The following is a 13462-nucleotide window of genomic DNA, read 5'->3' as shown; positions in this document are numbered from 1 at the left end:
CCCACCCTCAACCCAGTTGGGCCCGCACATACTCCCGCCACCACCCCGTGAAGTCCCCGACCGTCGTCCCCAGCACCTCCCGCAGCGCCCCCTCCACCGCCCCCTCCCGGGACGGGTGCGCGCCGACCGCCCGGTAGAACGCGTCGAGGCGGGCCTCGCCCCAACGGTCGGCGATCATGCGGCAGGCCAGCCAGCCCCCCTCGTACGCCTCGGCGAGCCGGCCGGAGTCGCCGGAGAAGCCGAAGTCGGCATCGGCGGGCAGGCCGGCCGGGGCGTCGCCCTCCGCGACGGCGCGCCGCAGTTCGGGGGCCACGTCGGCCGCCGTACGGCCGGTCCCGCGGTAGCCGACCCAGTCCGCGTAGCCCTCGGAGAGCCAGAGCGGGGTGGAGGCGCCGGTATGGGCGCGGGTGGCGACATGGGTCGTCTCGTGGGTGAGGACGACCTGTTTGCCGAGGTCGCCGAGCAGGGCGTACGCGTCGGGGTTGACGACGATCCGGTCCGCCGGGGCCTTCGCCGCGCCTCCCGCCTCCCCGGTGGTGACCGCCGCGATGCCCCGGTACCCGGACGCGGGCGCCCCGAGCAGCCCGGCCATCTCCCGCAGCGACCCGGGGACGACGACCACGACCCGCCGCGCCCAGTCCCGGCCCCACGCCTTCGTGACGGCGGGCACGGCCCGGTCCGCCAGCGCCGCGTACGGCCGCAGGTCCGCCGCCGGCCGCCCGACCCCCAGCACGAGGCTGTGCGCCCCGCGTACGGCCCGTATCCGCCCCTGCTCCCACAGCTGTTCGGTGCCCTCCCGCGAGGGCTCGTCGGCGGCGACCCGCCATCTGCCGTCCTCGTCCCGGACGAGGCTCAGCGTCCGGGCGGCGGTGACGGGGGCCCGGTCGTAGCCGCGTATCCGGTAGCGGAGGGCGGCCTCGGCCGTGGCCCGGTCGCCGGTCCGGTGGAAGGCGGTGAGGTCGTAGGACCAGGAGGCCAGCGGGAGGCTGCGGAGGTTGGTGAACTCGGCCTCTCCGGTGGCCAGTTGACCCGGGGCGGGGGTGGCCGCCTCGGTGGCGCGGTAGGCCGCCCCGTCCCGTTCCAGCACCGCCGTGGCCCGGCGGTCGAGCATCCGCCGTACATCGGCGCGGGAGGTGTCGGGCGGCGCGGTCCCCCCGCAGCCGACCAGGAGGGCGAGGGCGAGCGCGACCGCCGGAAGGGCACGTCCGGGGCCCGGGAGCATCCCGGCCCCTCCCCGTGTCGCGCGCCTTCGACCAGCCACGTTCCGATCGTACGGGGCCCCGGCCGGCGGGACGGCCGGCGACCGGGCCGCGGTCAGGGGCGGGTGACCGAGGCGATCGGCATCATGCCGACGGGGTCGTAGCGGACCGGGGCGCCCGGGTAGGGGGCGTGGATGACCTGCCCGTTGCCGACGTACATGCCGACATGGCTGGCGTCGGGCCGGTAGGTCACGATGTCACCGGGCTGGGCCTGGGAGAGCGGGACCTGGGTGCCGGCGTACCGCTGGGCCTGCGAGGTGCGCGGCAGACCGACACCGGCCTGTCCGTACGACCAGACCATGAGGCCGGAGCAGTCGAAGCCGTGGGGGCCGGTCGAGCCCCAGATGTACGGCTTGCCGAGCGCGGAGCGGGCGGCGGCGACGGCGGCGGCCGCGCGGCCGTTCGGTGCCACGGCGCCGGAGGGGTCGGACATGCCGGCCCGGCCGTCGGCGGAGGAGCGGGAGGCGCGGTCGTACGCGGCGCGCTCCTCGTCCGGGAGGGAGTCGAGCAGCCGGCGGGCCGCCGCGAGCTTCCCCTCGACGGCCCGCTTGTGCGCGGCGACGGCCTTGCGGCTCTTCTCCAGCTCGGTGAGCTTGCCGCGGGCCTCGGCACGGTCCTGGGAGAGTTCGCGCATGGCCTGCCGGAGGTCGTGGAGTTCGCCCGCCTGGTGGACGCTGATGCGGTCCAGGGCGGCGGCGGTGTCGAGGTAGTCGTCCGGGTCGTCGGAGAACAGCAGCGCGATCGAGGGGTCCACCGCGCCGGAGCGGTACTGGGCGCCGGCGAGCGAACCCAGCGACTCCCGCATGGTGTTGACGCGGTCCTGCTGGCGGGCGATCGAGTCCTGCGCGGTGCCGACCTGCTCGCGCAGCTCGTCGGCGCGCTCGTCGGCCTTGTTGAACGCCTCGGTGGCCCGCTCGGCCTCCTCGTACAGCCGGTCCACCTCGGCCCGGGTGGTGTCGTGCGGCGCGGCAGCGGCCTGCTGGACGGGGATGGCGCCGAGGGCGGCGGCAGCGGCGGACAGCACACCGAGGGCGGCGGCCGCGCCCCGGTCGAACCCGGACGGTACAAGGCGACTGTGGGACACCACGGGAAGCCGCACTCCCTTCGACGACGGACAGGGCCCTCCCGTGGCCGTGCACGGCCCCGCAGGGGGTGTGCTCACGGCGGGTGAGGGAGGCGCGGCCGACAGTAGCCGCGCCACCGTGTCACAGCCAAAGACCTCCGCGACCACACAGCGTGACGTCCGGGCTGGGACCCAGGTCACCGGCGGGGGAAGGGGTCAGCGCGTGGTGCGGGAATTCGCCCGTTCGGGCGGCACTGTGTCCTGATCTTGAAGAAAAACAGGGCCGACCGTCACGTTGTGTGACGAGCGGCCCTGTTCTCTCAGGCGCGGGGGTGTCAGCCGACGACGCGGACACCGAACTGGAAGGAACCGATGGTGTCCATCGACTCGTAGCGGACGACCTTGCCCGGGTACGGGGCGTGGATGACGGTGCCGTTGCCCGCGTAGAGGCCGACGTGCCCGAGGTTGTTGAAGAACACCAGGTCGCCCGGCATGAGCTGGTCGCGGCCGATCTTCGTACCGTCGTTCTGCTGCGTGTACGTGGTCCGGCTGATCGAGACACCGGCCTGGGCGTACGCCCACTGGGTCAGCCCGGAGCAGTCGTAGGAGTTGGGGCCGCTGCCGCCGGAGACGTAGGGCTTGCCGAGCTGGGTGTCCGCGGCGGCGAGGGCGGCGGCGCCCCAGCTGGAGGCGGGCGTCTCCTTGCCGAGGTCGACGCGGTCCCCGGCGTCGCGGCTCGCGCGGGTCTCCTGCTCGTCCAGGGACGCCTTCTCCGCGGCCGTCAGGCTGTTGAGGAGCCTGTTCGCCGCGGCCAGCTTGTTCTGGACTTCCTTCTTCTTCTTGGCCAGGGTCTCGCGGGTGTCCGCGAGGTCCTCCAGCTTCTCCGTGGCCTCCTGGCGCTGCTGCGCGAGGGCGCGCTGCTTGTCCTGGATCTTCTTGAGCGCGTCGACCTGCTGGCTGGTCAGCTGGTCGAGCGTGGCGGCCTTGTCGAGGTAGTCGTCCGGGTCGGCGGAGAGGAAGAGCTGGATCGAGGAGTCGATGCCGCCCGAGCGGTACTGGGCACTGGCCGCCAGACCTATGCCCTCACGCAGCTCGTTGAGTTCTTCCTGGCCCTTGGCGACGTTGTCCTGGATCGCGGAGATCTCCTTCTCGAGCTTCTCCTGCTTCTCCTCGGCACCGTTGAGCTTGTCCGTGGCCCGCCCGGCGTCCTCGTAGAGCTTGTGGACCTTGGCCTTGACCTCGTCCTTGCTGGGCTTCTCCGAGGGCGCGGCGTTGGCGGCCTGCGAGGAGATGGCCACGGCAGCGGCGGCAGCGGTGGTGAGCACGGTCACGCGCGCACGGCTCGGCTGCTTCGGTCGACGGTGGGACGCCACGGTAGGTGAACTCCTTCATAGGAGCGACCGGCCGGCGGGGACTCCGGCGACGATCACCCGTTCAGAGGTTTGAGCCCAGACCCTAGTGACCCAACGGTGATCACTTCAAATCCCCCACAGGAAAAATCCCACCCCACGGCGCACAATTTACACTCAACACACATCCAGTAATGCTCGGTTGACGCTACGTTGCGCAACAGTTCCGTCAATTCGGGCATAGCGCCTGTTCGTTGCCGTTGCGGGCGGACGGCAACGAACGATCCCGAAGGGTCAGGAAAGCCGCTTGAGGAGCACCGCGGACGCCACCGGGCGGGCGCCCGCCTTGGCGATCCCGTCGGCCACCTCGCGGTCGGTGGAGGCGACGATGACGGGCCGGCCGGGCGGCTCGGCCCGCACCAGCTGACGGATCAACTCGTCGGCGGTGACACCCGGCTTGGAGAACAGCACCCGCACCCCGCGCGGCGGCGCGAGCAGCACCGGCGCGGCCAGCTCGGCCCCGTCGAAGACACAGGTGACCTCGGCGCCGGTCTGGGCGGCGAGCTGGGAGAGCTGTCCGAGGAGTCTGAGGCGCTGCTTCTCCAGCGGCATCTGCGGATAGCCGGTCTTGGTCACGTTGTAGCCGTCGACGACGAGGTGCGCCTGCGGCAGCGCCAGCAACTGGTCCAGGATCGCCGGGTCGTTCTCCGACAGGGCGCGGGCGGCGATGTCCTTCGGGGTCATCCGCCCGGGCTCGACCGCGTCGACGGTCTCGGCGGGCCGTACGGAGACCGGCGGCAGCGCCAGCTCCCGCCGCAGCCCCTGGGCGGCGTCCAGCACCGTGTCGAGCAGCAGCCGTACGCGCATGTCCTCGACGCTGCGGCCCTCGCGGGCGGCCCGCCGGGCGGCCTCCAGGGCGGCTTCCGCCTCACCGAGTCTCGCCTTGAGCCGACGGCTCTCGCTCTCGGCCGCGGACACCTGGGCATGGCCCTCGGCGCGCACGGTCTCCGTCTCGGCGTGCAGCTTGCGCAGGGCGGCCTCGCCCCGCTTGACGTCACTGAGGGCGGCCCGGAGCTTGCGGTGCAGGGAGTCGGTCTCCTTGCGCGCCGCCTCCAGCTCCGTACGCAGCCGCTCCGTCTCGGACTTGGTGTGGGCGCGGGCCTCGGCGAGCTGCTCGCGCAGCCGGTCCAGCTCGGCCCGGCTCTCCTCGTCGGCGCGCTCGGCGTCGGCCCGCAGGGCCTCCTCACCGGCGGCGGCGACCAGCTTCACCCAGCCGGTGGGACGCAGCACGTAGGCCGCGGCCGCCACGTCCAGCGGGTCCGCCGCCGGGGGCGGCGCACCCGTGTCGAGGGCGCCGGCCAGCTCCGGGTGGGCCTCACGGAACCGCTCGCCGATCCGCTGTCTGAACAGCGTGTCGCTCTCCACCGCGGCCGCCATCGCGTTCCCGGCGAACTTCACCCGACGGGTCGGGGTGAACCGGGCGTACTGCCTGAGCTGTGCGGGCAGTTCGGCGACCGTCAGGCCGCCGAACCCGTCCGAGACGATCTGCACGACCCGTCTGCGCACGCCCTCGGGCAGCGGACGGTCGAGCACCTCGGCGGCGCCGTCGGCCGGCTCCCCGCCTGCGGTCTCCACCATCCGTCACCCCAATGTCTGTGCGGACCGGCTCCCTCAGGAGTCGGCGTCCGGCCTGTCCACGAGTTCCACCTGGTCCACGGCGTTGCACCAGCGGCAGCGCACCGACTCGATGGTCTCACTGACCACCTCGCGCTCCTCGACGTCGGGCTTTCCGGCGAGGTCGAGGTGCACGTACTCGACGACCTTCGACGAGCGCGTCACGTCGAACCTCGTGAGGTTGCCACAGAGCGTGCAGCGCCAGCGGGTGGTGTCCGTCGGCAGGGGAACCGTCATCGTGGCTGCTCTTCCTTCTTCCAGTCTCCGTGAAGCGCCGGCGTCCCGGTGCTTGTGGCTCGTAACCCTACGGCCTGACCGGCACCGGACGCCTGTTCGCCCACGGTGGGGGCGCCGATCGGTTCCGGCGGGGCGGCCGATCCTCGCGGGCGGCGAGGCGGTCTGTGCGGGTGGGTCCGGTTACGTCATGCTCTGCGCATGATCGGCAAGTGGGTCACCCCGGCCGCCCGGGCCGTACGGAACGAGTCGGCGCCCGTCACGTACGGGCTGATCGCCGTCTGCTGTGCGATCTTCCTGATCGGCCCGGCGGCGGGCCTCAACCCCGTGTACGGCACCGGGGACGAGCTGCTGGCGGCGCAGCGGGCGTACTTCCACCGCTGGGGCGTCGTCCCCGTGGAACTCTTCGGCGGCGCCCCGCGGGCGGCGCTCACCCCCCTCACCGCCCTCTTCGTCCACGGCAGCTGGCTGCACCTGCTGGGCAACATGCTCTTCCTGTTCGTCTTCGGGGCGATGGCCGAGGAACGCATGGGCCGGGTCGCGTTCGCCCTGTTCTACGTGAGCTGCGGCTACCTCGCGCTGGTGGCGTACGCGGCGGCGCACGCCGGGTCGCCCCAGTCGCTGGTCGGCGCCTCGGGGGCGATCTCGGCGGTCCTCGGCGCGTTCCTGTACCTGTTCCCCCGGGCGCGGGTGACGAGCCTCCTGCCGTTCCTCTTCTTCCTCCCGCTGCGGTTCCCGGCGTGGGTGACCCTGCCCTTCTGGGTGAGCCTGCAGTGGCTGGCGGCGGGACGGCAGACCGCGGGGCCGGGCGTCGCCTATCTGGCGCACCTGGTGGGGTTCGGACTGGGGTTCGTCTACGCATGGGGGCGTTACGGCCGGAGGGCTAGAGTGACACCGCCAGCGGACGCGTCGAAGAACGTCCCTGCTCCGGCCCCCGAGGGAGAGAACCAGCCGTGATCACCGCGATCGTCCTCATCAAGACCAGCGTGGACCGGATTCCGGAGATCGCGGAGTCGATCGCCGCGATCGACTCCGTGACCGAGGTGTTCTCCGTGACCGGTACGTACGACCTGGTCGCCATGGTCCGGGTGAAGGAGCACGAGGACCTCGCGGACGTGATCCCCGGCCGGATCAGCAAGATCCCGGGCGTCCTCGGCACGGACACGCACGTCGCCTTCCGCGCCTACTCCCAGCACGACCTGGAGGCCGCCTTCGCCATCGGGCTGGACGGCTAGCGGCCTCTCGCGCGGCCGAACGCTCCGGCGGTCAGACCGCCGGGACGCAGCGGCCGTCCTCCGTGCGGTAGTTCCACTTCGCGCCGTCACGCACCAGCTCCTTGACCGCCCCCAGGAACCGCTCCACGTGCTCGTCGGGGGTGCCCGCTCCGAAGCTCACCCGGATCGCGTTGAGGGAGCGTTCGCCGGGGGCCGCCTCGGGGGCACCGCACTCGCCCTGGCTCTGCGGATCGGTGCCGAGGAGCGTACGGACGAGGGGGTGGGCGCAGAAGAGGCCGTCGCGTACGCCGATGCCGTACTCGGCGGAGAGGGCGGCGGCGAAGTGGGAGCTGTTCCAGCCCTCGACGACGAAGGAGAGGACGCCGACGCGCGGGGCCTCGTCCCCGAACAGGGAGAGGATCCGCACCTCGGGCACCTCGGCGAGCCCTGCCCGGACGGTGTCGATCAGGTACCGCTCCCGGGCGACCAGGGTGTCGAACCCGGCCTCGGTGAGGGCCTTGCAGGCGGAGGCGATGGAGTAGGCGCCGATGACGTTGGGCGAGCCGGCCTCGTGACGGGCGGCGCTGTCGTGCCACTCGACGTCCACGCCGCCGTCCGTCCGCCGGGTCACCTTGCGGCTGGCACCGCCGCCCGCGAGGTACGGGTCGGCCTCGCGCAGCCAGTCGGCGCGCCCGGCGAGCACACCGGACCCGAACGGCGCGTACAGCTTGTGCCCCGAGAAGGCGACCCAGTCCACGTCCAGCTCCTGCACGGAGACGGGGTGGTGGGGCGCGAGCTGGGCCGCGTCGAGCACGATCCGCGCGCCGTGCGCGTGGGCGGCCGCGGCCAGCTCCCGCACCGGCCAGATCTCCCCGGTGACGTTCGAAGCACCGGTGACGCACACCAGGGCCGGCCCGTACGGGTCGCGGGCGGCGAGGGCGGTCTCCAGGGTGGCGACGGCCTGCTCCGGCGTCCGGGGCGCGTCCAGGTACGTCACCCGCGCGTCCCGCCAGGGCAGCAGCGAGGCGTGGTGCTCGGTCTCGAAGACGAAGACCTGGCAGTCGGCGGGCAGGGCCTCGGCCAGGAGGTTCAGGGAGTCCGTCGTCGACCGGGTGAAGATCAGCTGGTCGTCGTCACGGCAGTCGAGGAACTCGGCGACGGTCTTCCGGGCGTTCTCGAAGAGGTCCGTCGACAGCTGGGAGAGGTACCCGGCGCCCCGGTGCACGCTCCCGTAGTACGGCGCGTACGCGGCCACGTCGTCCCAGACGCGCTGCAGGGCGGGGGCGCTGGCGGCGTAGTCGAGCGCGGCGTAGGTGACCTCGCCACCGGTGACGAGCGGGACGGTGACATCCCGTCCCAGAACGGGCAGGGAGGCGCAAACCGACTGGTCGGCGGCAAGGGTGGAGACGCTGGAGACAGACATGGGGAACTCCCGTGAGAGGACATGCCGAAGAAGGGCACGCTGAAGAAAGGAAAAGGGGTGCGCGGAGGCGGGGCTCGGCGGCCCTATCGCATTCGCTTGCTCACGGAAGAACTCCCTCGAAGCCGCGCTTGCCGTAGACCTCGCTGCCTACGGCCCGGTCTTCACCCGGGGCACCCCGCCACGGAAGGAGGGTTGCCGGACAGCCAGCCGGGGCTATGGGCTGTCACTCATGACCTGGACCAGAACGTACGCGAGGTGATCGCCGCGCCGCAACTCTTGTCCGGATTCCGGGACGGGTGCGCCTTGGGGCTCGGGGGCGGCTCGGTTCGTTGTCGGGTGCGGGTGCGTGGGGCTTCTCGCGCAGTTCTCCGCGCCCCTAAAAGCCCAGGCCCTGCGGGCCTGAAAAGCAACGGCCTGCGGGCCTGAAAAGCACGGGGCGCAGCCCCTGCTTTTCAGGGGCGCGGGGAACTGCGCGACCAGCCCCCACTCACCCGTACCCGACCGACTACCTGTTCGTCGCCGCGACCCACCGCTCGAGAGCCTGCCGGGCCGCCCCGGAGTCGATGGACTCCGCGGCCCTGGCCATCCCGCCCCTCAACTGCTCCGCCAGCGGCGCGGACGTCGGCTCCAACGCCACCAACGCGGCCGCCGAGTTCAGCAGCACCGCGTCCCGCACGGGCCCGGTCTCCCCGCCCAGCAGCCGCCGCGCGACATCCGCGTTGTACGAGGCGTCGGCCCCCCGCAGCGCCTCCACGGGCACCAGCTCCAGGCCCACCTCGCGCGGGTCGAACGCCTCCTCGGTGACCTTGCCGTCCCGGACGACCCACACCCGTGAGGTCGCCGTGGTCGTCAGCTCGTCGAGTCCGTCGTCGCCGCGGAAGACCAGCGAGGAGTTGCCGCGTCCGGCGAAGACACCGGCCATGATGGGCGCCATCCGGGGGTCGGCGACCCCGACCGCCTGGGCCCGCACCTTCGCCGGGTTCGCCAGCGGCCCGAGCGCGTTGAAGACCGTACGGATGCCCAACTGCCCACGCGCGGCCGCCACATGACGCAGCGCCGGATGGAACTTCACCGCGAAGCAGAAGGTGATCCCGGCCTCCTCCGCGACCTCGGCCACCCGCTTCGGCGTCAGCTCCAGATTGACGCCCAACTTCTCCAGGACGTCGGAGGCCCCGGACGCCGAGGACGCGGCCCGGTTGCCGTGCTTGACGACCTTCGCGCCCGTACCGGCGACGACGATCGAGGACATCGTGGAGATGTTGACCGTCTTGGCCCCGTCCCCGCCCGTGCCGACGATGTCGACGGTCTCCCCGGCCACCTCGATCACGTTGGCGTGCTGGTACAGCGCGTCGACGAGACCGGTGATCTCGTCGACGGTCTCCCCCTTGGCCCGCAGCGCCACCACGAACCCGGCGATCTGCGCGTCCGTCGCCTCGCCGCGCATGATCTGGTCCATCGCCCAGAAGGTGGCACCGGCGTCCTGGTCGTGTCCGGAGAGCAGCGCGTTCAGGACCGCCGGCCAGGAACGGCCCGCCGCGGTGTCGCCTCCAGCGGGGGTCACAGCGCTCATAGCCGCTCCTGGGTGTCGTAGACGAGACGTGGAAGAAGGTGAACCCCACCCTATCCAGCCCCGGGCACGGCGAAGGGCCCCCGTCCGAAGATCGGACGGGGGCCCTTCGACCGTGGTGTGGCGAAGCGGGACGATCAGTGGTGGCCGTGGCCGCTCGTGATCTCCTTGTACTCCTCGACGGTGGGCTTGGCGATCTGGTTGTCCTCGCCGTAGTAGCCCTTGCTCAGCTTGACGCGGGCCTTCTCCAGGCGCGAGACCTTGCGGGCGACACCGTTCTCGTCGACCGCGGCACCGATCTCGGCCGGCGCGTACTGCTCGTGCGCCGTGAGCGTGTGCAGCTGCTCCTGGCTGAGCGGCTCGTGGACCTCGATGAACTCACCGTGCGGCAGGCGCTTGATGATGCCGGTCTCGCGACCGTGCAGCACCTTGTCCTTGTCCCGGCGCTGCAGGCCGAGGCAGATGCGCTTGGTGACGACGAACGCGAGGACCGGGGCCACGAAGAACGCGATCCGGACGAACCAGGTGATCGAGTTGATCGACAGGTGGAAGTGGGTCGCCCAGAGGTCGTTTCCACCACCGATCAGCAGGACCATGTACCAGGTGATCCACGCGACGCCGAAGGCCGTACGGGTCGGCGCGTTGCGCGGGCGGTCCAGGATGTGGTGCTCGCGCTTGTCGCCGGTGACCCAGGACTCGATGAACGGGTAGACCGCGATCGCGACCAGGACCAGCGGGAAGATCACCAGCGGGATGAAGACGCCCAGGACCAGCGTGTGACCCCAGAAGTTGATCTCCCAGCCCGGCATGACACGGATCAGGCCCTCGGAGAAGCCCATGTACCAGTCGGGCTGGGCGCCGGTGGACACCTGGTCCGGCCGGTAGGGGCCCATGGTCCAGATCGGGTTGATCGTGGCGATCGCGGAGATGACCGCGATGACGCCGAAGACCAGGAAGAAGAAGCCGCCGGCCTTCGCCATGTACACCGGGAGCAGCGGCATGCCGACGACGTTGTTGTTCGTCTTTCCGGGGCCCGCGAACTGGGTGTGCTTGTGGTAGAAGACCAGGATCAGGTGCGCCACCATCAGGCCCAGCATGATGCCCGGCAGCAGCAGGATGTGGACCGAGTAGAACCGGGCCACGAAGTCCCCGCCCGGGAACTCCCCGCCGAAGAGGAAGAACGACAGGTACGTGCCGACGATCGGCACGGACAGGACCGCGCCCTCCATGAAGCGGACACCGGTGCCGGAGAGCAGGTCGTCCGGGAGCGAGTAACCGGTGAAGCCGGTGAACATGCCGAGGACGAACAGCAGGAAGCCGAACAGCCAGTTGACCTCACGCGGCTTGCGGAACGCGCCCGTGAAGAACACGCGCATCATGTGCACGAACATGCCGGCGAGGAAGACCAGCGCGGCCCAGTGGTGGATCTGGCGGATCAGCAGACCACCGCGCACCTCGAAGGAGATGTGCATGGTCGAGTTGAACGCCTCGGACATCAGCTGGCCCTGCAGCGGGACGTAGCTGCCGTGGTACTCCACCTCGTTCATCGACGGGTGGAAGAACAGCGTCAGGTACACACCCGTGAGGATGATGATGATGAAGCTGTACATGCAGATCTCGCCCAGCATGAACGACCAGTGGTCGGGGAAGATCTTGCGCATGTTGGCCTTGGCCAGGGAGTAGATCCCGAGCCGGCCGTCGGCCCAGTCGGCGACGCGCTCGCCGGCCGGTGCCTTCTCGCGCTTGTCGCGCGAACCGGTGGTGTTCGTAGTACTCATCCGCGCTCCCAGAAGGCAGGACCGACGGGCTCTTCGAAGTCGCCGACCGCTTCGAGGTAGCCGTCTTCACCGACGGTGATCCTCAGCTGAGGCAACGCGTGACCCGCGGGGCCGAAGATGACCCGTCCGCCGTCGGCGAGGTCGAAGGTGGACTGGTGGCAAGGGCAGAGCACGTGGTGCGTCTGCTGCTCGTACAGGGAGATCGGGCAGCCCACGTGGGTGCAGATCTTCGAGTACGCCACGATGCCCTCGTGCGACCACTCCAGCTCGCGCTTGTCCTTGATGTCGCCCGGCTGGATCCGGACGATCATCAGGGCGTCCTTGGCGATGTTCTTCTGGAAGTCGTGGTCGTGCTCGCTCAGGCCGTCCGGCATGGCGAAGGTCAGCGACCCGACCGCGACGTCCGACGGGCGCAGCGGCTCGTTGGTGTTCATGTTGACGAGCTTCTTGCCCTTGGCCCAGGTGGTGTGCCGCAGCTTGGTGCCGGGCGCCGGGCCCAGACCGCCGAGCAGGAAGACACCGGAGAGCGGGAACAGGGACAGCGCGCCGAACATCGTGTTGCGGATCAGCTTGCGGCGGCCGAGCGCGGACTCCTTGGCGCCCTGCTTGAAGTCCGCCAGGACCTTCGCCTTGACCTCGGGGGAGGCCTCGATCGGGTGGCGCTCGTCGGCGATCTCCTCGTCCGACATCAGCGTGCGGGCCCAGTGGACCGCGCCCGCGCCGATGCAGAACAGCGACAGGCCCAGCGTCATCCCCAGCGCGAAGTTCAGCGCGCTGATGTGACCGATCGGCCAGACGTAGATCGACTTGTCAACGTCGATCACCAGGTACGAGGCGATGAAGGCGACGGTGGCCAGCATCGACACCGTGAACAGCAGGGCGACCGTGCGCTCGGACCGCTTCGCGGCCCGCTCGTCGATGTCCTGGACCCGGTGCTCGTGGGGCGGGAGGCCGGGGTCCGCGAAGGGGTTCTTCTCGTCCGCGACCTGGACCGCGCCGTGCGCGTCCTGCTCGGTGGGCAGGTTCTCTTCTGGAATCTCTTGGCTACTCATGACTTCTTGGCCTTTGCGGTCCGAGCGGCGACCCAGACGGCGACGGCGATCAGCGCGCCGAGCCCGAACACCCAGCCGAAGAGACCTTCGCTGACCGGGCCGAGTCCGCCGAGGCTGAGGCCACCGGGCTCCACGGTTTCGTCGCCGTTGACCGCGTCGAGGTACGCGATGATGTCCTTCTTGTTCTCCTCCGACAGCGTGGTGTCGGGGAAGGACGGCATGTTCTGCGGGCCCGTCTGCATGGCCTCGTAGATGTGCTTCGGGTCGACACCCTCAAGGCTCGGCGCGTACTTGCCCTCGGACAGCGCACCACCCTTGCCGGTGAAGTTGTGGCACTGCGCGCAGTTGGTGCGGAACAGCTCGCCGCCCTCGGCGATGTCCGCGCCCTCGGGGTCGTACTCGTTCTCGGTCGGGATCTCCGGACCGGCGCCCAGCGACGAGATGAACGCCGCGAGCTGGTCGATCTCGGCCTGCGAGTAGATGACCTTCTTCTTCGGGATCTGCGCGCCCGGCTGCTGGGCCGGCATACGGCCGGTGCCGACCTGGAAGTCGACCGCCGCCGCGCCCACACCCACCAGGGAGGGACCGTCGGAGGTGCCCTGACCGCCGGTGCCGTGGCAGCTGGCGCAGCCTACGGCGTAGAGCTTCTTGCCCTCCTCGATGGTGAGGGTCTGGGCGGTTTCATCGGCCTGCGCCTTGTCCGCGGGGGCGAAGGCGGTGTACAGCCCCGCGCAGGCCGCCAACGCGATGAATAGGACGACGACCGCCGCCAGCGGATGGCGTCGTCGTGCGGAGAGCTTTTTCACGGATTACCCCGGTGTCAGGATCTTCTGCGTCGGTGCTTCTGGA

The 13462-nt window shown here is 70.9% G+C and carries 12 protein-coding genes and 1 riboswitch; of the genes, 2 read left to right on the top strand and 10 right to left on the bottom strand.

Annotated elements, in window-relative coordinates; all coding sequences use genetic code 11:
- Positions 1-7: 7 nt before the first annotated feature.
- From PYR72_RS35380 to PYR72_RS35360, 5 genes are all read right to left on the bottom strand, one after another.
- Positions 8-1222 (bottom strand): hypothetical protein, encoded by a 1215-nt coding sequence (locus PYR72_RS35380; RefSeq protein WP_275459078.1) that lies wholly within the window; start codon positions 1220-1222, stop codon positions 8-10.
- A gap of 92 nt (positions 1223-1314) precedes the next feature.
- Positions 1315-2346: an NlpC/P60 family protein gene (locus PYR72_RS35375; protein WP_275459077.1), complete on the bottom strand. Its 1032-nt coding sequence runs from the start codon at positions 2344-2346 to the stop codon at positions 1315-1317.
- Positions 2347-2657: 311 nt separating this feature from the next.
- Positions 2658-3695, bottom strand: a complete 1038-nt coding sequence (locus tag PYR72_RS35370) for a C40 family peptidase (protein WP_275459076.1) — start codon at positions 3693-3695, stop codon at positions 2658-2660.
- Positions 3696-3965: 270 nt separating this feature from the next.
- On the bottom strand, positions 3966-5309 hold the full coding sequence (locus tag PYR72_RS35365) for an NYN domain-containing protein (RefSeq protein WP_275459075.1): 1344 nt from the start codon (positions 5307-5309) through the stop codon (positions 3966-3968).
- 33 nt (positions 5310-5342) lie between these two features.
- Positions 5343-5582 (bottom strand): hypothetical protein, encoded by a 240-nt coding sequence (locus PYR72_RS35360; RefSeq protein WP_275459074.1) that lies wholly within the window; start codon positions 5580-5582, stop codon positions 5343-5345.
- A 198-nt stretch (positions 5583-5780) separates the two neighbouring features.
- Between PYR72_RS35360 and PYR72_RS35355 the strand changes: the two genes are divergently transcribed.
- The gene (locus PYR72_RS35355; RefSeq protein ID WP_275459073.1) at positions 5781-6536 is read left to right on the top strand and encodes a rhomboid family intramembrane serine protease; all 756 of its coding nucleotides are present in this window, start codon (positions 5781-5783) and stop codon (positions 6534-6536) included.
- Entirely contained in the window at positions 6533-6814 is a 282-nt protein-coding gene (locus PYR72_RS35350) for an Lrp/AsnC ligand binding domain-containing protein (RefSeq protein WP_005478309.1), read from the top strand. Before PYR72_RS35355 ends, PYR72_RS35350 begins: the two co-directional genes overlap by 4 nt.
- Positions 6815-6845: 31 nt before the next feature.
- On the opposite strand, the gene PYR72_RS35345 is transcribed toward PYR72_RS35350, so the two are convergent.
- The 5 genes from PYR72_RS35345 to PYR72_RS35325 form a co-directional block, all read right to left on the bottom strand.
- Entirely contained in the window at positions 6846-8216 is a 1371-nt protein-coding gene (locus tag PYR72_RS35345; protein ID WP_275459072.1) for an aminotransferase class V-fold PLP-dependent enzyme, read from the bottom strand.
- Positions 8217-8335: 119 nt separating this feature from the next.
- Positions 8336-8451: riboswitch (SAM riboswitch) on the bottom strand.
- A 270-nt stretch (positions 8452-8721) separates the two neighbouring features.
- Positions 8722-9786 carry an anthranilate phosphoribosyltransferase gene (gene trpD, locus PYR72_RS35340; protein WP_275459071.1) on the bottom strand — a complete coding sequence of 355 codons (1065 nt, stop codon included), beginning with the start codon at positions 9784-9786 and terminating at the stop codon, positions 8722-8724.
- A 134-nt stretch (positions 9787-9920) separates the two neighbouring features.
- On the bottom strand, positions 9921-11561 hold the full coding sequence (locus PYR72_RS35335) for a cytochrome bc complex cytochrome b subunit (RefSeq protein WP_275459070.1): 1641 nt from the start codon (positions 11559-11561) through the stop codon (positions 9921-9923).
- Positions 11558-12613 carry a Rieske 2Fe-2S domain-containing protein gene (locus PYR72_RS35330; protein WP_275459069.1) on the bottom strand — a complete coding sequence of 352 codons (1056 nt, stop codon included), beginning with the start codon at positions 12611-12613 and terminating at the stop codon, positions 11558-11560. Before PYR72_RS35330 ends, PYR72_RS35335 begins: the two co-directional genes overlap by 4 nt.
- Positions 12610-13419, bottom strand: coding sequence for a c-type cytochrome (locus PYR72_RS35325; protein WP_275459068.1), 810 nt, complete (start codon positions 13417-13419; stop codon positions 12610-12612). Before PYR72_RS35325 ends, PYR72_RS35330 begins: the two co-directional genes overlap by 4 nt.
- Positions 13420-13462: the final 43 nt, after the last annotated feature.

The organism is Streptomyces sp. VNUA24, from assembly GCF_029167005.1.
Lineage (GTDB): Bacteria > Actinomycetota > Actinomycetes > Streptomycetales > Streptomycetaceae > Streptomyces > Streptomyces scabiei.
The sequence above is the reverse complement of the archived record's forward strand: the minus strand, read 5'-3'. Positions and strand labels throughout refer to the sequence as shown.

What these genes read in the sequence shown, in the direction of transcription:
- PYR72_RS35380 (WP_275459078.1), bottom strand. Translation starts at nt 1,222, where the DNA reads ATGCTCCCGGGCCCCGGACGTGCCCTTCCGGCGGTCGCGCTCGCCCTC.
- PYR72_RS35365 (WP_275459075.1), bottom strand. Translation starts at nt 5,309, where the DNA reads ATGGTGGAGACCGCAGGCGGGGAGCCGGCCGACGGCGCCGCCGAGGTG.
- PYR72_RS35360 (WP_275459074.1), bottom strand. Translation starts at nt 5,582, where the DNA reads ATGACGGTTCCCCTGCCGACGGACACCACCCGCTGGCGCTGCACGCTC.
- PYR72_RS35355 (WP_275459073.1), top strand. Translation starts at nt 5,781, where the DNA reads ATGATCGGCAAGTGGGTCACCCCGGCCGCCCGGGCCGTACGGAACGAG.
- PYR72_RS35345 (WP_275459072.1), bottom strand. Translation starts at nt 8,216, where the DNA reads ATGTCTGTCTCCAGCGTCTCCACCCTTGCCGCCGACCAGTCGGTTTGC.
- trpD (WP_275459071.1), bottom strand. Translation starts at nt 9,786, where the DNA reads ATGAGCGCTGTGACCCCCGCTGGAGGCGACACCGCGGCGGGCCGTTCC.
- PYR72_RS35335 (WP_275459070.1), bottom strand. Translation starts at nt 11,561, where the DNA reads ATGAGTACTACGAACACCACCGGTTCGCGCGACAAGCGCGAGAAGGCA.
- PYR72_RS35330 (WP_275459069.1), bottom strand. Translation starts at nt 12,613, where the DNA reads ATGAGTAGCCAAGAGATTCCAGAAGAGAACCTGCCCACCGAGCAGGAC.